Origin of the sequence: Ramlibacter sp. (genome assembly GCF_035548915.1) — a bacterium.
Classification (GTDB): domain Bacteria; phylum Pseudomonadota; class Gammaproteobacteria; order Burkholderiales; family Burkholderiaceae_C; genus Ramlibacter.
Genome location: NZ_DASZSE010000032.1, coordinates 37,933 through 55,301, shown reverse-complemented (window position 1 = coordinate 55,301; position 17,369 = coordinate 37,933). Strand labels below are relative to the sequence as shown.

The following is a 17,369-nucleotide window of genomic DNA, read 5'->3' as shown; positions in this document are numbered from 1 at the left end:
GCGGGCGCGCCATGAGGGCGATCCTCGACGTTCCGGCGCCGGCCAAGCTCAACTTGTTCCTGCACGTCACGGGACAGCGCGCGGACGGCTACCACCTGCTGCAGTCGGCCTTCATGCTCGTCGACTGGTGCGACACGCTTCATTTCGAAGTCCGTGGCGACGAGGCGATCACGCGCGAAGACCTCGGCGCCGCGCTGCCCGCCGAAGACCTCGTCGTGCGGGCGGCGCGCGCGCTTCGGTCCGCGGCCAAGGTGGCCCACGGCGTGCACATCGCCATCGACAAGCGCATCCCCGCCGAAGCGGGCCTGGGCGGCGGGTCGTCCGATGCCGCGAGCACGCTGCTCGCGCTCAACCGCCTGTGGGGCACGCGGCTCGGCCTGGCCGAGCTCGAACGCATCGGCCTCGCGCTCGGGGCGGACGTCCCGTTCTTTCTGCGCGGCACCAACGCCTGGGTGGAAGGCATCGGCGAAAAGCTCGAGCCGATCGAGTTGCCGCCCGCGCGATTCCTCGTCGCGAAGCCCGCCGAGGGACTCGCGACGCGTGCGATCTTCGCCGACCCCACCCTGAAGGGCGACAGCGATGCTGCTACAATTACGGGCTTTGCTGCAAACCCGTACCGGTTCGGGCGCAACGACTTGCAGCCGGTTGCCGAGAGGCAGTGTCCGGGCATCGGTCAGGCGCTTCGGTGGCTGGCGTCGCAGGGGCTCGAAGGCCGGATGACCGGCTCGGGAAGCGCGGTATTCGCGCTCACCGGATCGGGCCCGCAGGTGAGCGGTCGGCCGCCCGGGCGACCGGCGGTCGCGCCGGACGGCTGGCAGGTGCGGGAATGCGGCAATATGGAGGCCCATCCTCTGGCGGGATGGGCTTTCAGCGACGATTCATCGGTGGATGGCTGATGTCAGTGGCCTTCCTCCTGTGTAGGGGAGTCGCCAAGTTGGTTAAGGCACCGGATTTTGATTCCGGCATTCGAGGGTTCGAATCCTTCCTCCCCTGCCAAAGATTATTGGACCTTGCGGGCGGCTCACGATCTTGCGAAGTCTTGCAAAGTGGATCGTGATCCGAGCCCCAACTGATTAAGCCGATGCAAGTCGCCCCGAATCCGGATTTCATGGTTTTCACCGGCAATGCGAACCCCGCGCTCGCCGAGGAGATCGCCTCGCACCTGGGCATTCAGCTCGGCGCGGCGACAGTGAGCCGCTTTTCGGACGGCGAAGTCACGGTCGAGATCAACCAGAACGTCCGCGCGCGCGACGTGTTCGTCGTGCAGTCCACCTGCGCGCCGACGAACGAGAATCTGATGGAGCTCCTGATCATGGTCGATGCGCTCAAGCGCGCGTCGGCCGAGCGGATCAGCGCCGTGGTGCCGTACTTCGGCTACGCGCGCCAGGACCGCCGCCCGCGTTCGAGCCGCGTGCCGATCTCGGCCAAGGTCGTCGCGAACCTGCTGGAAACCACCGGTGTGCAGCGCGTGCTGACCATGGACCTGCACGCCGACCAGATCCAGGGCTTCTTCGACATTCCGGTCGACAACATCTACGCGTCGCCCGTGCTGCTCGCGGACCTGCGCGCGAAGCAGTACGAGGACCTGATCGTCGTGTCTCCCGACATCGGCGGCGTGGTGCGGGCCCGGGCGCTCGCCAAGCAGCTCGGCACCGACCTCGCGATCATCGACAAGCGCCGGCCCAAAGCCAACGTGAGCGAGGTGATGCACGTGATCGGCGAGATCGGCGGGCGCAACTGCGTGATCATGGACGACATGATCGACACCGCGGGCACGCTCGTGAAGGCGGCCGAGGTGCTGAAGGAGCGCGGCGCGAAAAACGTGTATGCGTATTGCACGCACCCGATCTTCTCCGGCCCCGCGATCGAGCGCATCTCGCGCGGCACGGCGCTGGACGAGGTCGTGGTGACCAACACCATCCCGCTTTCGGACAACGCGCGCGGATGCACGAAGATTCGCCAGCTGTCGGTGGCGCCGCTGATCGCCGAGACGATCCAGCGCATTGCCCGCGGCGAATCGGTGATGAGCCTCTTCTCGGATCAGGTCAACCTGTTCTGAACCCTGGGACACAGAGCGGGGCGGCAGGGCCGCCCGCTGCGTGAGCGCCTTCGCAAGGGGGCATTTTTGAACCGGAGTCCACACTGGTCGCGGTGGGACTTCCACTTGGAGAACGCAATGAAATTCGTCGCTTTCGAGCGCAGCATGCAAGGTACGGGTGCGAGCCGCCGCCTGCGCAACACCGGCAAGACACCCGGCATCGTCTATGGCGGCGCTGGCGAGCCGCAGCTAGTCGAACTCGACCACAACGCGCTGTGGCATGCCCTGAAAAAGGAAGCCTTCCACTCCACCATCCTGGACATGGAACTGAACGGCCAGTCGGGCAAGGTCCTGCTGCGCGACGTCCAGTACCACCCGTACAAGCCGCAAGTGATCCACGTGGACTTCCAGCGCGTGGACGCCAACACGCGCCTGCACATGAAGGTGCCGCTGCACTACAAGAACGCGGAAGAGTCGGACGCCGTGAAGCTGGATCACTGCCTCGTGAACCCGGTGATGAACGAGCTGGACATCTCGTGCCTGCCGGGCGACCTGCCCGAGTTCATCGAGATCGACCTCTCGGCGCTGAAAAAGGGCATGGTGCTGCACCTGAACGACATCCAGCTGCCCAAGGGCGTGAAGCCGGTGACCCACGGCAAGCCGAACCCGGTGGTCGTGTCCGTGGTGACGCCGGCGGCCGAAGAGTCCGCCGAGGCCGCGACCGCGGCCGAGGGCGCGGCCCCGGCCGCGGCGGCGCCTGCAGCGGATGCCAAGGCCGCGGCCAAGACGCCAGCGGCCAAGGCTCCCGCGGCCAAGGACGCCAAGGCTCCCGCAAAGAAGAAGTAAGAAGTCACAGGGCCCCTGTGCCCTTCGACGCCAGCGGCCCGCATCGTCGGGCCGTTTCTTTTGTCTAATACGTCCTCAGCATGCCGAGCATCAGATTGATCGTTGGATTGGGCAATCCCGGCCCGGAATACGAAGCCACGCGGCACAACGCGGGCTTCTGGTGGGTCGACGCGGCCGCGCGCGAGCTGAAGATGAATCTCGCGCTGGACAAGTCCTACCACGGGCTCGTCGCGCGCGGCAGCGTTCACGGCCGCGCGATCTGGCTGCTCGAGCCGCAGACCTTCATGAATCTCTCGGGCAAGTCGGTCGCGGCGCTCGCGCGGTTCTACAAGATCAAGCCCGAGGAAATTCTCGTCGCGCACGACGAGCTCGACATCGTGCCCGGCCAGGCCAAGCTCAAGTTCGGCGGCAGCCACGCGGGCCACAACGGCCTGCGCGACATCCACGCGCAGCTCGGCACCGACGACTACTGGCGGCTGCGCATCGGCATCGGCCACCCCGGCGTGAAGGCCGAAGTCATCAATTGGGTGTTGAAGAAGCCCGCGCCCGAACAGCGCACCGCGATGGAGGAATGCATCGCGCGCACGCTGGCCGCGCTGCCCGCGCTGCTCGCGGGCGAAATGGAGAAGGCCACCCTCATCGTGCACACGCACAAGCCGCCGCGGCCGAAACCGCCGCGGCCGCCGGAAGGTGGATCGGCTCCGCCCGCCGCACCCCAACCTCAGCAACCGCAGTAGAACAATCGCCCTGTGTCCCAGGGAGGAGGAAAAAGAAGATGAAGAAGGCGACCCTGATCGCCGCGATCGTGCTGTACGCGGCTTTCGACCCCACCGGCTACGCGCAGACGATCTGGCGCTGCGGCAACGAATACAGCCAGAAGCCCTGCGCGGGCGCGAAATCGTTCGATGCGAGCGACCCGCGAACGAGCGATCAGGCGCAAGCCGCGCTCGACAAGGCCGGGCGCGACGCGAAGCTCGCGCGCGAGATGGAGAAGGACCGCATCGCCGAGGAAAAGCGCTCCGGCGGGCCGGTGAAGATGGTGGTGGGCGTTGCGCCGGCCGAACCGCCGCATGCCGCCGCCAGCGCGGCGAAGCACGGCAAGAAGAAGCATCACGGCAAGGAGCCGGAATTCTTCACGGCCGTGGGGCCGAAGAAGGCGAAGTAAGCCGCAGGTATTTCTGCATGAGCGTCTCGCGGTCCTCGGCGAAGCCGGGGTGCTTCGGGATGCACGCGACCGGGCACACCTGCACGCACTGCGGCTCGTCGAAATGACCGACGCATTCGGTGCACTTGTGCGGATCGATCTGGTAGATCTCGGGGCCCAGGAAGATCGCTTCGTTCGGGCACTCGGGCTCGCACACGTCGCAGTTGATGCACTCGTCGGTGATCATCAGGGCCATGTGGCATTATCGCCCGCTCGATGTCTCTCTTCCTCGTCAAGCGCTTCATCACCCTGCTCGCGACGCTGGTGGCCACCTCGGTGGTCGTGTTCCTGGTGCTCGAGATCCTGCCGGGCAACGCCGCGCAAGTGCTGATGGGCCCGGACGCGTCGCCGGATGCGGTGATGGCGCTCGCGCACAAGCTGGGCCTCGACCGTCCCGCGCCGGGCCGCTACGTCGAATGGGTGAGCGGCATGCTCACCGGCGACTTCGGCCTGAGCTACGCCTACAGCACGCCGGTGGTCGACCTCGTGAAGGAGCGGCTCGCACTCACGGTGCCGCTCGCGATGATCGCGATGGCGCTCACCACGCTCATCGCGCTCGCCGCGGGCATCTTCGCCGCGGCGCGCCACAACAAGCTCGGCGACGTCGGCGTGATGGGGCTCACGCAGGTCGGCATCGCGATCCCCAACTTCTGGTTCGCGATCCTCCTGATCCTGCTGTTTTCCGTGCAGCTCGGCTGGTTTTCCGCGGGCGGATTCGAAGGCTGGGGAGAAGGCGTCTGGCAGGGCATCAAGGCGCTGCTGCTGCCCGCGCTTTCGCTCGCCGTCGTGCAGTCGGCGATCCTCGCTCGCATCACGCGTTCCGCGGTGCTGGAGGTGCTGCGCGAGGACTTCGTGCGCACGGCGCGCGCCAAGGGCGTGTCGCAGCGCGGCACGCTCTGGAAGCACGCGCTGCGCAACGCACTCATCCCCGTGATCACGGTGATGGGTCTGCAGTTCGCGGAACTGCTCGCCGGCACGATCGTCGTGGAAAGCGTGTTCTATCTTCCGGGGCTCGGGCGGCTCATCTTCCAGTCCATCTCCAACCGCGACCTGATCGTCGTGCGCGACTGCGTGATGCTGCTCGCGGCGATGGTGGTGGTCGTGAATTTCGCGGTCGACCTGCTCTATGCGGTCATCGATCCGCGGGTGAAGGCATCGGACGTATGAAAGGCTCGAATCCGTCCTCTGCATCCAAAAAACTCCCATGAGCGCCACCCTCCCCATCCCGTCGCCTCCGCTCCTGCACGGCCCCGGCTTCTGGAAGCGCGCGCTCAGGCACCCGAGCTTCGTGATCGGCGCGGTGCTCACGCTCCTCGTCGCGCTCGCGGCCGGCGTGTCGCTCGTGTGGACGCCGCATTCGCCCTACGACGTGGACATGTCGCTGAAGCTCGCGCCGCCCGATGCGCATTTCCTCCTGGGTGCGGATGCGTACGGCCGCGACATCGTGTCCTTGCTGCTCGTCGGTGCGCGCGCCTCGATCGTGGTCGGCGTGGTCGCGGTGGGAATCGGCGTCGTGTTCGGCTGCGCGCTCGGCCTGCTCGCATCTGCGAAGCGCGGCTGGATCGAAGAGGTGCTGATGCGCGTCACCGATTTCGGCCTCGCGTTTCCGGCGATCCTCTCGGCCATCATGCTCACGGCGGTGTTCGGCCCGAGCATGGTGATCGCGATCGTCGCCATCGGCCTCTACAACATCCCGATCTTCGCGCGCGTGACGCGGGCCTCGGCCAACGCGATCTGGTCGCGCGAATTCATCCTGGCCGCGCGCGCCTGCGGCAAGGGCGCGTTCAGCATCACGATGGAGCACGTGCTGCCCAACATCGCCTCGATGCTGATCGTGCAGGCCACGATCCGCTTCGCGATCGCGATCCTCGCGGAAGCGGCGCTTTCCTACCTCGGCCTCGGCACGCAGCCGCCGCAGCCCTCGTGGGGCCGCATGCTGAGCGAGGCGCAGGCGCTGCTCTTCCAGGCGCCGATGCTCGCGGTGTATCCGGGGGTGGCCATCGCGCTCGCGGTGCTGGGCCTGAACCTGCTGGGCGACGGCCTGCGCGATCTCTTCGATCCGAGACTCGCGAGGAAGCGCTGATGGCTCTCCTCGAAGCCCGCGACCTCTCCGTGCTGCTTCGCACGCACCGCGGGCCGGCCTATGCCGTGCGCAACGTGAGCTTCACGCTGGAGGAGGGCGCGACGCTCGGCCTCGTCGGCGAATCCGGCTGCGGCAAGTCGATCACCGCGATGGCGCTCATGGGGCTCTTGCCGGAAAACGCGAAGGTGACGGGCAGCATCCGCTTCGAAGGCCAGGAACTCGTCGGCAAGCCCGAGCGCGAGATGTGCCGCCTGCGCGGCGACCGCATCGGCATGATCTTCCAGGAGCCGATGACCGCGCTCAATCCCGTGCACACGATCGGCCATCAGGTCGCGGAGCCGCTGCGCCTGCATCGCGGTCTCGGCGCCCGGCAGGCGCGAAGCGAAGCCATCGCCCTGCTCGAACGCGTGGGCATACCGAATGCGGCCGGGCGCATCGATGCGTACCCGCACCAGTTCTCCGGCGGACAGCGCCAGCGCATCACGATCGCGATGGCGCTCGCGTGCGGGCCCGACCTGCTCGTCGCCGACGAGCCGACCACCGCGCTCGACGTCACGATCCAGAAGCAGATCCTCGCGCTGATCCGCGACCTGGTCGCCGAGCGGCGCATGGCGCTCGTCCTCATCTCGCACGATCTCGGCGTGATCGCGCAGAACGTGGGGCGCACGCTCGTGATGTACGGCGGCAGCGTGGTGGAGGACGGGCCCACCGCTTCGGTGTTCGCCAACCGCATGCATCCCTACACTCTCGGCCTCTTCGGTGCGCGGCCGGGGCTGCGTTCGACCAGGGGGACGCGCCTCGCGACGATCCCCGGAACCGTGCCGGAACTGGTGGACCTGCCGGCCGGCTGCCCGTTCGCGGGGCGCTGCGGGTTCACGATTCCCAAGTGCCACGTGACGGTGCCGCCGCCGTACGAAGTCGGCGCGGGGCATCACGCGCGCTGCATCCGGCTGGACGCGGTGGCGGCGGCCAAGGCAGGCAGCCCTCACCCCCACCCTCTCCCGCAAGCGGGAGAGGGAGCCCCAATTCCCCAGGTCTCGTCGCTTCTCCCCCAAGCGGGAGAAGGAAAGTCCCCTCTCCCGCTTGCGGGAGAGGGCTAGGGTGAGGGTCCCCGCATGACGACACCCCTCCTCGAAGTCGACAACGTCTTCAAGACCTACGCGCTGCCGCGCGAAAAGCTGCGCGAGCCGCCGCCAAAGGTCCACGCCCTGAACGGCGTGAGCTTCACCATCGAGCCGGGCAGGAGCCTGGGCATCGTCGGAGAGTCCGGCTCCGGCAAATCGACTCTGGCGCGGCTCGCGATGGCACTCGACACACCGGATTCGGGCCGCATCCGCGTGCTCGGTCGCGATCTGCACACGTTGTCGAAGGAAGCACTGCGCCTTGCCCGCCGCGACTTCCAGATGGTGTTCCAGGACCCGTACGGCTCGCTCGATCCCCGCATGCGAATCGAACGCGTCGTGACCGAGCCGCTCGCCGCTCAGGGCGGCGTCACGCGCGACGAGATGCATGCCCGCGCCGCCGAAGTGCTGGAAGCCGTCGGCCTGCGGCGCAACGACCTCGGCAAGTACCCGCACGAATTCTCGGGCGGCCAGCGCCAGCGCGTGGCGATCGCGCGCGCGCTCATCACGCGTCCGCGCCTCATCGTCGCCGACGAGCCGGTGAGCGCGCTCGACGTCTCCGTGCAGGCGCAGGTGCTCAACCTGATGCAGGACCTGCAGGCGAATTTCGGCATCACCTACATGCTGATCAGCCACGACCTCGCCGTGGTCCACCACCTGTGCGAGGACGTGGCGGTGCTCTGGCAGGGCCGCATCGTGGAGCAGGGGCCGCCCGAGCGCCTGTTCCGGGCCGCGGAGCACCCCTACACCCGCACGCTCATCGATGCCGTGCCCGAAATCGCGCCGCCGTGATGCCACCTTGCGCGACTCAGCAAATCCCTATTGCCTTGCCCGAGCGTTGCGACCATGATGACCGGCGCGCCCGCGAGGCGGGCGCCATCGAACTTTCGTTGGAAAAATATCCCTGGAGTCCCAGACCATGATGAAGCGCCGCAGTGTGCTCAAACATTCCGCCTCCCTCGCCACTCTGGCGGCCGTTCCGTTCGGCGCGCTCGCGCAGGGGAAGAAGAACTCCATCGTGATCGGCATGTCGCTCGAGCCGGTCGTGCTCGATCCGACCGTGAACGCCGCATCGGCCATCGGGGAGGTGACGCTCTACAACGTGTACGAGACGCTCACCAAGATCCATGACGACGGCCGCGTGACGCCGCTGCTCGCGGAAAGCTGGGAAGTCTCGCCCGACCTGAAGACCTACACGTTCAAGCTGCGCCGAGGCGTGAAGTTCCAGAACGGCGAGCCCTTCAACGCCCAGGCGGTGAAGTTCTCCTTCGATCGCGCGGGCGCCCTCACCAGCACCAACAAGGACAAGCGCACCTTCGCCAACCTCACGACCAAGGTGATCGACGACGGCACCGTGGTGCTGCTGAACAAGGAAATCGACCCCGACCTGCCGTTTCTCCTCGGACAGGCGACCGCGATCATCGTGGAGCCCAAGAGCGCCGAATCGAATGCGACCAAGCCGGTCGGCACCGGCCCGTACAAGCTCGAGTCCTGGACCAAGGGCTCCTCGGTGGTGCTCACGCGCTGGACGGGCTACGGCGGCGTGCAGAAGCCCACGATCGAGAAGGCCACCTTCCGCATCATCTCCGACCCGGCCGCGCAGGCCGCCGCGCTGCTCTCGGGCGACGTCGACGCGTTCCCGCGCGTGGGCACGCGCATCGTGTCGCAGTTCAAGGGCAACCCGAAGTTCCAGGTGGTCCTGGGCGGCACGCGCGCGAAGACGATCCTCTCCATCAACAACAAGCACAAGCCGCTCGACGACGTGCGCGTGCGGCGCGCGATCCTCGCGGCCATCGACCGCGACGCCGTGATCAAGGGCGCGGCGGACGGGTTCGGCACGCCCATCGGCAGCCACTACGTGCCGGGCGCCGAGGGCTTCGTCGACACGACGAAGGTGAATCCCTACAACGTCGAGAAGGCGAAGAAGCTCCTCGCCGAAGCGGGCGTGAAGACTCCGCTCGAGCTCACGATGACGCTGCCGCCGCCGCCCTACGCGCGCCAGGGCGGCGAGGTGATCGTCTCCGAACTCGCCAAGGTCGGCATCAACGTGAAGGTGCAGAACGTCGAGTGGGCGCAGTGGCTCGCCAATACCTACGGCGGCCCGCACAACTACGACCTCACGATCGTCTCGCACGTCGAGCCGTTCGACCTCGGCAACTACGCCAAGCCCGACTACTACTGGGGCTACGAGTCGCCGAAGTTCAATGCGGTGTACGACAAGATCAAGACGACGGGCAACGCGAAGGAACGCGCGAACCTCCTCGGCGAAGCGCAGAAGATCCTCGCGGACGACGCGGTGAATGGCTTCCTCTACCAGCCGCAGTTCCCGACCATCGCCCGCAAGGAAGTCAAGGGCCTCTGGAAGGACATGCCGATCTCCGCGAACGACCTGTCGGCGATGTCCTGGTCCTGAAGCGGCGGGCCTGAATGAGCGAGCCGTCCACGCCCGCACTGCATGAGCTCTCCGCGCCGGCGCTCGTCGAAGGGTACCGGCGCCGCGACTTCTCGCCGGTGGACGTGGCCCGCGCCGTGCTCGGCCACGTGGAGCGCTGGGAACAGCACCTTCATGCGCTCTTCCTGCTGAAGCCCGACGAGGTGCTGCGCCAGGCCCGCGCGAGCGAGGCACGCTGGATGCGCGGCGCGCCGCTCGGCGCGATCGACGGTGTGCCCGTCACGATCAAGGACAACATCGCGACCGCCGGCGACCCCACGCCGCTTGGCACCGCCGCCACCGAGAACACGCCCGCCCTCGCGGATGCGCCGCCCGCGGCGCGCACGCGCGAGGCGGGCGGCGTGCTGCTTGCGAAGACCACCATGCCCGACTACGGCATGCTCTCGTCGGGGCTGTCGAGCTATCACAATCTCGCGCGCAATCCGTGGGACTTCTCGAAGACGCCCGGCGGCTCGAGCGCGGGCGCGGGCAGCGCCGCCGCGGCGGGGTACGGCCCGCTGCACATCGGCACCGACATCGGCGGGTCGCTGCGCCTGCCGGCCGGCTGGTGCGGCATCTTCACGCTGAAGCCGAGCCTCGGGCGGGTTCCCATCGATCCTCCCTATACCGGTCGCGCCGCCGGTCCCATGACGCGCTCGGTCGCCGATGCGGCGCTTTTCATGTCGGTGCTCGCGAAGCCCGATGCACGCGACAGCATGAGCCTGCCGCCCGAGGACATCGCGTGGCATCGATTCGACGCCGGGGTGGAGCGCCTGAAGGGATTGCGCATCGGGTTGCTGCTCGATGCGGGTTGCGGCCTGCCGGTCGAGCCCGAAGTGCGGCAGGCGGTGGAGGCCGCGGCGCAGATCATGGAACGCGCGGGCGCGGTCGTCGCGCCGATGCGTCCCTTCATGACGCCCGCCATGCTGCGCGGCATGGACCACGCGTGGCGCATGCGCTCCTACGTCGACATGAAGGCGCTGCCCGCACAGGTGAAGGCGCGCGTGCTGCCCTACATCCAGCAGTGGGCCGACAGCGCCGAAGGGATGAGCGGCGAAGAAGTGTTCAAGGCCTTCCACCAGTTCCACGCGACGCGCGTTGCGGCGGTGAATGCTTGCCGCGCGTTCGATTACGTGATCTCGCCGACGTCGCCGGTACCCGCCTTCCAGGCGGAGCTCGCCTCGCCCACGAACGATCCGGTCAATGCGCCGCTCGAGCACATCGGCTTCACGGTGCCCTTCAACATGTCGGAACAACCGGCGGCGTCGATCAATTGCGGCTATACGTCCACCGGCTTGCCGATCGGCCTGCAGATCGCGGGACAGCGGTTCGACGATCTCGGGGTGCTGCAGGTTGCACGCGCTTTGGAGCTGCTGCGCGGTTCGCAGCGTCCGTGGCCTCAGCCGCCTTCGGACGCGCTGCACCATGTCGACTGACTGCCTCGGCAACGTCGTCACCGTCGCGGACAGTGCATCGCTTGCCGCGCTGAACGATTTCGTCGAGGGCTTCATCGCGAGCGAGGCGCGCGCGGTCAACATCCTCGCGGCCGCCGAGACCGACGAAAGCCCCATCGTGCAGGCCTGCGCGGCGGCGGTCCACATGTTCGCGGAATCCCGCGACGCGCCGCTCGCCGCCCGGCCGTTCCTGCAGCGTGCGCAACGCACCGGCGCTTGCTCGACACCACGCGAACAGCGCTTCATCGCGGCCGTGGGCGCGTGGGTCGAAGGCGACACCGAACGCGCCGCCGCGCTGCACGAGGAGCAGGCACGGGAATTTCCGCGCGACCTCGCATCGCTCAAGCTCGGTCAATACCACTTCTTCAACGCCGGCGATTCACCCGGCATGCTGCGCATCGCGCTTGCCGCGCGCGAGTCGGCATCGGACGTGCCGTTTTTCCACGGGATGCTGGCTTTTGCCTGGGAGCAGTGCCATTTCATCGAGGAGGCCGAGGCGTCGGCCCGCCGCGCGATCGCGTTGCGCCGCAAGGAACCCTGGGCGCACCACGCGCTCGCGCACGTCATGCTCACGCAGGGCCGCTTCGAGGAGGGCCACGCATTCATGCAGGACGTCGCGCCGACCTGGACCGCGCTCAACTCGTTCATGGTCACGCACAACTGGTGGCACCAGGCGCTCTTCGCGATCGAGCTCGGCCGCATCGAGGAAGCGCTTTCGCTCTACGACCGCCAGGTGTGGGGCGTCGTCAAGGCGTATTCGCAGGACCAGGTGAATGCCGTGTCGCTGCTCGCTCGCATCGAGCTCGCGGGCGGCGACGTGGGATCGCGGTGGCAGGACGTCGCCGATCACATAGCGCCGCGCGTGGACGAGCACGTGCTGCCCTTTCTCGACTTGCATTACCTCTATGGGCTCGCTCGCGCGGCGCGGCCCGAAGCTTTGCTGCTGCTCGCGGGAATCGAGGCGCATGCGGGCGAAGCGGCGGGCGATGCCTGGCGCCGGGTCTGCGTGCCCGCGGCGCGCGGCCTGCTCGCCCACGCACGCGGCCAATGGCGTGCGGCCATGGACCATCTCGGCGAAGCCCTGCCCCGCATGACGGAAATCGGCGGCAGCCACGCGCAGCGCGATCTCTTCTCGCAGCTCCAGCTCGACGCGATGCTCCACGCGGGAGCCTATACCGGCGCGCAGCAGCTCGTGCAGCAGCAGCTGCGCGCGCAGCCCGAGTCTCTTCGCCTGAGGCGGCTCGCCTCGCGGGTCTACCCCGCCCTGGGGCTCGCTGCGCTCGCGTCGCTCGCGTGAGCGGGCCCGCGCGGGCCGGCACCCTTCGGCAGCTGCGTTGAATGCCAGAATCCGCACTGTCCCATCGACGTCACGCCGCAATCCATGTTCACGCTCGTTCTTCTTCCCGGCCTGGCGGGCAACGCCGTCATGTGGCGCTCGCAGCTCGAAGCCCTGCGATCCTGGCGGCCTACCGTGACGGACGTGCATTCGCAGCACGACAGCATCGAAGCCATGGCGTCGGCGCTGCTTGCGCAGCACGCGGGCGAGCTCGTGCTGTGCGGCGCCTCGATGGGCGGCATGCTCGCGATGCAAGCCGTGCGCGAGGCGCCGCAGCGCATACGCGGCATCGCTCTGCTCGGCACCAATCCGCGGCCCGAGGACGAGCGGATGCGCGCTTTGCGCGAAGCGGCCATCGCGCTCTTCGAGGATGGGCGGCTTGCCGAAGTGATCGAGCCCAACGTCGGCTTCGCCTTCCACCCCGAGCATGCCAGGGATCGCGCGCTCGTCGAGGCGTATCTCGGCTTCGTGTACGAGGCCGGCGCCGCGCAGCTCATTCGCCAGAACCGCGCGGTGATGGCGCGGCCGGACGCGCGCGAGCATCTGCCGAACGTGACCTGCCCCGTGCTCGTGATGTGCGGCGAAGACGACCAGCTCACGCCGCCGGAGTGCTCGCGCGAGATCGCCTCGCTCGTTGCGCATGCCGAACTCGTGACGGTGCCGCGCTGCGGGCACATGCTCACGATGGAGCAGCCGCAGATCGTGAACGCGCAACTGATGCGGTGGCTTGCCGCGCTGGCGGCTTAGGCGGCCTCAATCCCTGCCGAGGCTTCTCACCTTCTCGATCATCCGCTGCTGGATGATGGGCGACACGAACTTGTCGATCTCGCCTCCGAGCACCGCGATCTCGCGCACGAACGTGCTGCTGATGAACTGGTACTTGTCGCTCGGCGTGAGGAACACGGTCTCCACTTCCGGCATGAGGCTGCGGTTCATGCCCGCGAGCTGGAATTCGTAGTCGAAATCGGTCACGGCGCGCAGCCCCCGCACCATCGCCTTGGCTCCGCGCGCCACCACGAAGTCGCGCACGAGGCCGCTGAAGCCCTCGACCTGCACGTGCGGCAGCGACTTCACGGCGTCGCGCGCCATGTCGACGCGCTCCTGCAAGGTGAACATCGCCTTCTTGTGGTGGCCCGACGCGACCGCGACGATCACCGAGTCGAACAGCTGGCAGGCCCGGCGGATCACGTCTTCGTGCCCGAGTGTCATGGGATCGAAGGTGCCGGGGTAGACGGCAATGATTTTCTGCGGCATGGGTGAACTTCAGGCTTGCTGCGGCGCATTATGCAGCCGCAGCAGATGGGCATGGACCTGTCCGGCCTTCAGGTGGCGCAGCCGCTCGAAGCCAAGCGGCTTCAGGCGCTCGTCGCTCCACTCGGCAGGGGACTCGAGGTAGACCAGACCCTCTGGTGCGAGCGCTTGCACACAGGCGGTGAGCGCCTTTTCGATCAGGGGGGCATCGAACGGCGGGTCGAGGAAGACCAGATCGACGCTTGCTCCGGGCAGCGCCGCGAGTTGCGTGAGCGCGTTGCCGCGCACGACGCGCACGCCGTCGGCCTTCAGCCGCGCCTGGACGGCGCGCAGGGCATCGACGAGTTGCGAGTCCTGCTCGACGAGGAGGACTTGCGCGGCGCCGCGAGACGCGGCCTCGAAGCCGAGCGCGCCGGTTCCGGCGAAGGCGTCCACGCAGCGCCAGCCGGCGAGGTCCTGGCCGAGCCAGTTGAAGAGGGTTTCGCGCACGCGGTCGGGCGTCGGCCTCAGACCCGGCTTGTCGGCGACCGCGAGCCGCGTGCGCTTGAAGCGCCCGCCCACGATCCGGATTTCGTTCGGCATGCCGGCAAGGATAAGGGCAAAGAAAATGGCAGGAAGAAAGCAAAAAAAACGGGCACGACTTGCGCCGTGCCCGCAACTCTACGTCTGCCTAGAGCCATGGATGCTCGAATCTCATTGCTCGAATCTCATTGCTCGAATCCGTCTTCTCGGTCCTCTCCCTGCGTGACAGCAAGTAGAACGATTCTGGTGCATCCGAAGTCGAAAGTTTTCCCAACCCCTGTCAGGATTGACAGGTCAGCGGGGCGGAGCGGCTCCCACGATCACCGTCACCATGCGTGCGGGCTGGAGCTTGCGCTGCATTGCGGCCTTCACCTGCTCGGCCGTCACCGCTTCCACGTGCTTCGTCCAGGTGTCGAGATAGTCGAGCGGCAAGTCGTACCAGGCGATGTTGGCGAGGTTGCCCAGCAGCTTGGCGTTGCTGTCCAGAAGCAGCGGGAAGCCGCCGATCAGAAAGTCCTTGGCCGCCTTCAGTTCAGCGGCCGTGGGCCCTTCGGCGACGAAGCGCGCGAGCACGTCGCGTGCGACCTGCACGGCCTGCGGCGCCTGGTCGGGGCGGGTCTGCAGGCCCAGGATGAAGGCTCCCGCATGCATTCCCGGTGAGAAGTAGCTGTAGACGCTGTAGCTCAGGCCGCGCTTTTCCCGCACCTCGGTCGTGAGCCGCGACACGAAGCCGCCCCCGCCCAGGATGTAGTTGCCCACCAGCAGCGGGAAGTGGTCCGGATCGCTGCGCTTGTAGCCGGGCTGGCCGATCAGCACTTGCGCCTGCGCGGCGGCAAAGGCGATGTCGCGTTCCAGCGGCGCGGCAAGCGCCGGCACTTCCGCGACCGCGGGCAGCGGATCGCAGCCGCCGGCGCCGCGGGCGGGCAGACGCGAAAGCAGCTGCGTGGCGATCCGGTCGGCCTGCTCGCGAGTGAGGTCGCCCACGATGCTCACCTTCGCGCGGCAGGCCTGCAGGTAGCGGTCGTGGACCTGGTGCATGTCGGCGGTGGTGATGCGCGCGAGCGACTCCTCCGTCGTCTCGCTGCCGTAAGGATGGCCGCCGTAGACCGCGCGGGAGAACGCCTTGCGAGCGACCGTCGGCGGGCGCGTGTCGGCCTCGCGGATCGCCGAGCTCATGCGCGCGCGTTCGCGCGTCCACACATCGTCGGGATACGAGGGCTCGCCGAGCTGGCGCGCGCCGAGCCGCACCGCTTGGGGCAGCAGTTTCGGGTCGGTGAGCGAGCGCATGGTGAAGCTCATGCGGTCGGCGCTCGCGCTGCCCGCGAAGGCCGCGCCGAGGTCGGCCCACGCTTCGCCAAGCTGGTTCTCGTCCATCGCGGGCTCGCCATCGCGCGCGGCAAGGCCCTTGGAGGCCATGCCCGCGGTCACGTCCGCGAGTCCCGCCTTGTCGGGCGGCGAACGGCGCTCGCCCGCGTCGAAGTCCATCTGCACGTCCACCATCGGCAGCACGTGGCTTTCGATGAGCCATACGCGCGCGCCGCTCGGCTGGGCCCAGTTCTGGATCGGCAGCGCGGCACTCGCGTTGCCGGCGACCAGGAGCGCCGGCAGCAAGGCGGCGAAGGCGGCGCGGATGCCTTGCTTCATCGTCGGGTACCTGTTCATCTCACTTCGCCTTGATGTCGCAGCGGCACCGTCGGCTGCCGCGGCTTGCGATTGGGGTCCACCGGCAGCGGATCGAGCACGCCGATCGTGAGCTCGTCGTCGCCGAAATACTTCGCGGCCACGGCCTGCACCTGCTGCGCCGTCACGCCCTTCAGCCGGTCGATGAGACGCTCGGACGCATCGAGCGGCAGGCCGAGCAGCCATGCGCTCGCCAGTTCGCGCGCCTGGTTCATGATCGAGTCGAGCTTGTAGACTTCGCTCGCAACCCAGCGCGTCTTCACGCGTTCGAGCTCGGATTGCGTGACGCCGTTTTGCGCAACCTTCGCCACTTCGGCGCGCAGCGCATCGATCACCTGCCGCGGTGTCTTGCCCTTGGCGGGCACGCCGTCCAGCACGAAGAGCTGCGGGCCGCGCCCCCACAGGCCGTTGTCCGCGCCGGCGCTGTCGGCCACGCGATCCGGCCCCTGCGTGAGGCCGCGATCGAGGCGCGCGCCCTCGTAGCCGTCGAGGACAGCCGCCAGCACCGTGAGCGCGAGCGCGTCGTCATTGGCGGGGCTGGATTCGAACGAGGTGAGCTGCGGCACCTTGAAGGCGAGAGCCACGTACGCCTGCTCGGCGGGCGCCCTGAAGTCGATGCGGCGCACGCCCGCTTGCCGCGGTTCGTGCTGCGGCCGGCGTGTCGGCACGGGTCGCGAGGGGATGGCGCCGTAATACTTCTCGGCAAGCTGCAGCACGTGCTGCGGCTCGACGTCTCCCACGACCACGATGACGGCATTGGCCGGCACGTACCAGCGGCGATGGAACTCTCGCGCATCGGCCGGCTGCATCGAATCGAGGTCGCTCATCCAGCCGATCACCGGCCGCCGGTAGGGCGACGCGATGAACGTCTCGGCTTCGAGCTGCTCGTAGAGCATCGAGCGCGGGTTGTCCTCGGTGCGCATGCGCCGCTCTTCCTTCACCACTTCGAGCTCGCGCCTGAATTCCGCATCGGGCCACTGGTTGTGCGCGAAGCGGTCGGACTCGAGCTTCATCACGTCTTGCAGCCTCGTGGCCGGAATCTGCTGGTAAAAGCCCGTGTAGTCGCGCGTGGTGAAAGCGTTCTCGCGCCCGCCGAGGGCGGCGACGCGGCGCGAGAAGTCGCCGGGCTTCACCTCGGCGGTGCCGCGGAACATCATATGTTCGAGGATGTGGGCGAGGCCGCTCGTGCCGTCCACCTCGTCCACCGAGCCCACACGCACCCAGACCATGTGCAGCGCGGTCGGCGCACGGTGGTCTTCTTTCACGATGAGGGTCATGCCGTTGGCGAGCTTGAACTGCTCGGCCTTGGGCGCCGCGCTCTGCGCGGCCGCGCCGAACGGAAGCGATGCGAGCAGGAGAAGGGCTGCGGCCAGGAATCGGTGCAGGTTCGGTTTCATAGAATC

At 67.9% G+C, this 17,369-nt stretch carries 18 protein-coding genes and 1 tRNA gene; 14 read left to right on the top strand and 5 right to left on the bottom strand.

From position 1 onward, the window contains the following. The first annotated feature begins 11 nt into the window (after positions 1 to 11). The 6 genes from ispE (at position 12) to VHA82_RS12225 (ending at position 4,049) form a co-directional block, all read left to right on the top strand. Positions 12 to 896, top strand: coding sequence for a 4-(cytidine 5'-diphospho)-2-C-methyl-D-erythritol kinase (ispE, locus tag VHA82_RS12250; RefSeq protein WP_325543952.1), 885 nt, complete (start codon positions 12 to 14; stop codon positions 894 to 896). 23 nt (positions 897 to 919) lie between these two features. Continuing rightward, positions 920 to 996 (top strand) — tRNA-Gln (locus tag VHA82_RS12245). An 85-nt stretch (positions 997 to 1,081) separates the two neighbouring features. Further along, a complete protein-coding gene (locus tag VHA82_RS12240) occupies positions 1,082 to 2,059 on the top strand; it encodes a ribose-phosphate pyrophosphokinase (RefSeq protein WP_325543950.1) in 978 nt (325 codons plus the stop codon). Positions 2,060 to 2,176: 117 nt separating this feature from the next. Further along, positions 2,177 to 2,884 (top strand): 50S ribosomal protein L25/general stress protein Ctc, encoded by a 708-nt coding sequence (locus tag VHA82_RS12235; protein WP_325543948.1) that lies wholly within the window; start codon positions 2,177 to 2,179, stop codon positions 2,882 to 2,884. Positions 2,885 to 2,964: 80 nt separating this feature from the next. Further along, positions 2,965 to 3,621: an aminoacyl-tRNA hydrolase gene (gene pth / locus VHA82_RS12230; RefSeq protein ID WP_325543946.1), complete on the top strand. Its 657-nt coding sequence runs from the start codon at positions 2,965 to 2,967 to the stop codon at positions 3,619 to 3,621. A 38-nt stretch (positions 3,622 to 3,659) separates the two neighbouring features. Further along, complete coding sequence (locus tag VHA82_RS12225) at positions 3,660 to 4,049, top strand: hypothetical protein (RefSeq protein WP_325543944.1); 390 nt, start codon at positions 3,660 to 3,662, stop codon at positions 4,047 to 4,049. Here the strand turns inward: VHA82_RS12225 and VHA82_RS12220 are convergent. Further along, positions 4,018 to 4,284 (bottom strand): YfhL family 4Fe-4S dicluster ferredoxin, encoded by a 267-nt coding sequence (locus VHA82_RS12220; protein ID WP_325543942.1) that lies wholly within the window; start codon positions 4,282 to 4,284, stop codon positions 4,018 to 4,020. The genes VHA82_RS12225 and VHA82_RS12220 overlap by 32 nt on opposite strands. Before the next feature lie 20 nt (positions 4,285 to 4,304). Here VHA82_RS12220 and VHA82_RS12215 point away from each other — a divergent pair, with 20 nt between their 5' ends. The 8 genes from VHA82_RS12215 (at position 4,305) to VHA82_RS12180 (ending at position 13,260) form a co-directional block, all read left to right on the top strand. Then, positions 4,305 to 5,255 carry an ABC transporter permease gene (locus VHA82_RS12215; protein ID WP_325543940.1) on the top strand — a complete coding sequence of 317 codons (951 nt, stop codon included), beginning with the start codon at positions 4,305 to 4,307 and terminating at the stop codon, positions 5,253 to 5,255. 37 nt (positions 5,256 to 5,292) lie between these two features. Further along, positions 5,293 to 6,171: an ABC transporter permease gene (locus VHA82_RS12210; protein WP_325543938.1), complete on the top strand. Its 879-nt coding sequence runs from the start codon at positions 5,293 to 5,295 to the stop codon at positions 6,169 to 6,171. Continuing rightward, complete coding sequence (locus VHA82_RS12205) at positions 6,171 to 7,271, top strand: ABC transporter ATP-binding protein (protein WP_325543936.1); 1,101 nt, start codon at positions 6,171 to 6,173, stop codon at positions 7,269 to 7,271. Before VHA82_RS12210 ends, VHA82_RS12205 begins: the two co-directional genes overlap by 1 nt. Positions 7,272 to 7,286: 15 nt before the next feature. Further along, positions 7,287 to 8,084 carry an ATP-binding cassette domain-containing protein gene (locus tag VHA82_RS12200; protein ID WP_325543934.1) on the top strand — a complete coding sequence of 266 codons (798 nt, stop codon included), beginning with the start codon at positions 7,287 to 7,289 and terminating at the stop codon, positions 8,082 to 8,084. Positions 8,085 to 8,211: 127 nt separating this feature from the next. After that, positions 8,212 to 9,705 (top strand): ABC transporter substrate-binding protein, encoded by a 1,494-nt coding sequence (locus VHA82_RS12195; RefSeq protein WP_325543931.1) that lies wholly within the window; start codon positions 8,212 to 8,214, stop codon positions 9,703 to 9,705. 14 nt (positions 9,706 to 9,719) lie between these two features. Next, complete coding sequence (locus tag VHA82_RS12190) at positions 9,720 to 11,159, top strand: amidase (RefSeq protein ID WP_325543929.1); 1,440 nt, start codon at positions 9,720 to 9,722, stop codon at positions 11,157 to 11,159. Next, complete coding sequence (locus tag VHA82_RS12185; protein ID WP_325543927.1) at positions 11,149 to 12,474, top strand: tetratricopeptide repeat protein; 1,326 nt, start codon at positions 11,149 to 11,151, stop codon at positions 12,472 to 12,474. Before VHA82_RS12190 ends, VHA82_RS12185 begins: the two co-directional genes overlap by 11 nt. 84 nt (positions 12,475 to 12,558) lie before the next feature. Further along, positions 12,559 to 13,260: an alpha/beta hydrolase gene (locus tag VHA82_RS12180; RefSeq protein WP_325543925.1), complete on the top strand. Its 702-nt coding sequence runs from the start codon at positions 12,559 to 12,561 to the stop codon at positions 13,258 to 13,260. 6 nt (positions 13,261 to 13,266) lie between these two features. Here VHA82_RS12180 and coaD read toward each other — a convergent pair whose 3' ends face one another. From coaD to VHA82_RS12160, 4 genes are all read right to left on the bottom strand, one after another. Then, on the bottom strand, positions 13,267 to 13,767 hold the full coding sequence (gene coaD, locus VHA82_RS12175) for a pantetheine-phosphate adenylyltransferase (RefSeq protein WP_325543923.1): 501 nt from the start codon (positions 13,765 to 13,767) through the stop codon (positions 13,267 to 13,269). A 9-nt stretch (positions 13,768 to 13,776) separates the two neighbouring features. Continuing rightward, complete coding sequence (rsmD, locus tag VHA82_RS12170) at positions 13,777 to 14,346, bottom strand: 16S rRNA (guanine(966)-N(2))-methyltransferase RsmD (RefSeq protein ID WP_325543920.1); 570 nt, start codon at positions 14,344 to 14,346, stop codon at positions 13,777 to 13,779. Between the two features lie 234 nt (positions 14,347 to 14,580). Beyond that, positions 14,581 to 15,948 carry a M16 family metallopeptidase gene (locus VHA82_RS12165; protein ID WP_414708647.1) on the bottom strand — a complete coding sequence of 456 codons (1,368 nt, stop codon included), beginning with the start codon at positions 15,946 to 15,948 and terminating at the stop codon, positions 14,581 to 14,583. After that, the gene (locus VHA82_RS12160) at positions 15,945 to 17,363 is read right to left on the bottom strand and encodes a pitrilysin family protein (RefSeq protein ID WP_325543918.1); all 1,419 of its coding nucleotides are present in this window, start codon (positions 17,361 to 17,363) and stop codon (positions 15,945 to 15,947) included. Before VHA82_RS12160 ends, VHA82_RS12165 begins: the two co-directional genes overlap by 4 nt. Positions 17,364 to 17,369: the final 6 nt, after the last annotated feature.

Bases quoted from the DNA above. Each gene is read 5' to 3' on its own strand.
- ispE (WP_325543952.1), top strand. From the start codon at position 12: ATGAGGGCGATCCTCGACGTTCCGGCGCCGGCCAAGCTCAACTTGTTC.
- VHA82_RS12240 (WP_325543950.1), top strand. From the start codon at position 1,082: ATGCAAGTCGCCCCGAATCCGGATTTCATGGTTTTCACCGGCAATGCG.
- VHA82_RS12235 (WP_325543948.1), top strand. From the start codon at position 2,177: ATGAAATTCGTCGCTTTCGAGCGCAGCATGCAAGGTACGGGTGCGAGC.
- pth (WP_325543946.1), top strand. From the start codon at position 2,965: ATGCCGAGCATCAGATTGATCGTTGGATTGGGCAATCCCGGCCCGGAA.
- VHA82_RS12225 (WP_325543944.1), top strand. From the start codon at position 3,660: ATGAAGAAGGCGACCCTGATCGCCGCGATCGTGCTGTACGCGGCTTTC.
- VHA82_RS12220 (WP_325543942.1), bottom strand. From the start codon at position 4,284: ATGGCCCTGATGATCACCGACGAGTGCATCAACTGCGACGTGTGCGAG.
- VHA82_RS12215 (WP_325543940.1), top strand. From the start codon at position 4,305: ATGTCTCTCTTCCTCGTCAAGCGCTTCATCACCCTGCTCGCGACGCTG.
- VHA82_RS12210 (WP_325543938.1), top strand. From the start codon at position 5,293: ATGAGCGCCACCCTCCCCATCCCGTCGCCTCCGCTCCTGCACGGCCCC.
- VHA82_RS12205 (WP_325543936.1), top strand. From the start codon at position 6,171: ATGGCTCTCCTCGAAGCCCGCGACCTCTCCGTGCTGCTTCGCACGCAC.
- VHA82_RS12200 (WP_325543934.1), top strand. From the start codon at position 7,287: ATGACGACACCCCTCCTCGAAGTCGACAACGTCTTCAAGACCTACGCG.
- VHA82_RS12195 (WP_325543931.1), top strand. From the start codon at position 8,212: ATGATGAAGCGCCGCAGTGTGCTCAAACATTCCGCCTCCCTCGCCACT.
- VHA82_RS12190 (WP_325543929.1), top strand. From the start codon at position 9,720: ATGAGCGAGCCGTCCACGCCCGCACTGCATGAGCTCTCCGCGCCGGCG.
- VHA82_RS12185 (WP_325543927.1), top strand. From the start codon at position 11,149: ATGTCGACTGACTGCCTCGGCAACGTCGTCACCGTCGCGGACAGTGCA.
- VHA82_RS12180 (WP_325543925.1), top strand. From the start codon at position 12,559: ATGTTCACGCTCGTTCTTCTTCCCGGCCTGGCGGGCAACGCCGTCATG.
- coaD (WP_325543923.1), bottom strand. From the start codon at position 13,767: ATGCCGCAGAAAATCATTGCCGTCTACCCCGGCACCTTCGATCCCATG.
- rsmD (WP_325543920.1), bottom strand. From the start codon at position 14,346: ATGCCGAACGAAATCCGGATCGTGGGCGGGCGCTTCAAGCGCACGCGG.
- VHA82_RS12165 (WP_414708647.1), bottom strand. From the start codon at position 15,948: ATGAACAGGTACCCGACGATGAAGCAAGGCATCCGCGCCGCCTTCGCC.
- VHA82_RS12160 (WP_325543918.1), bottom strand. From the start codon at position 17,363: ATGAAACCGAACCTGCACCGATTCCTGGCCGCAGCCCTTCTCCTGCTC.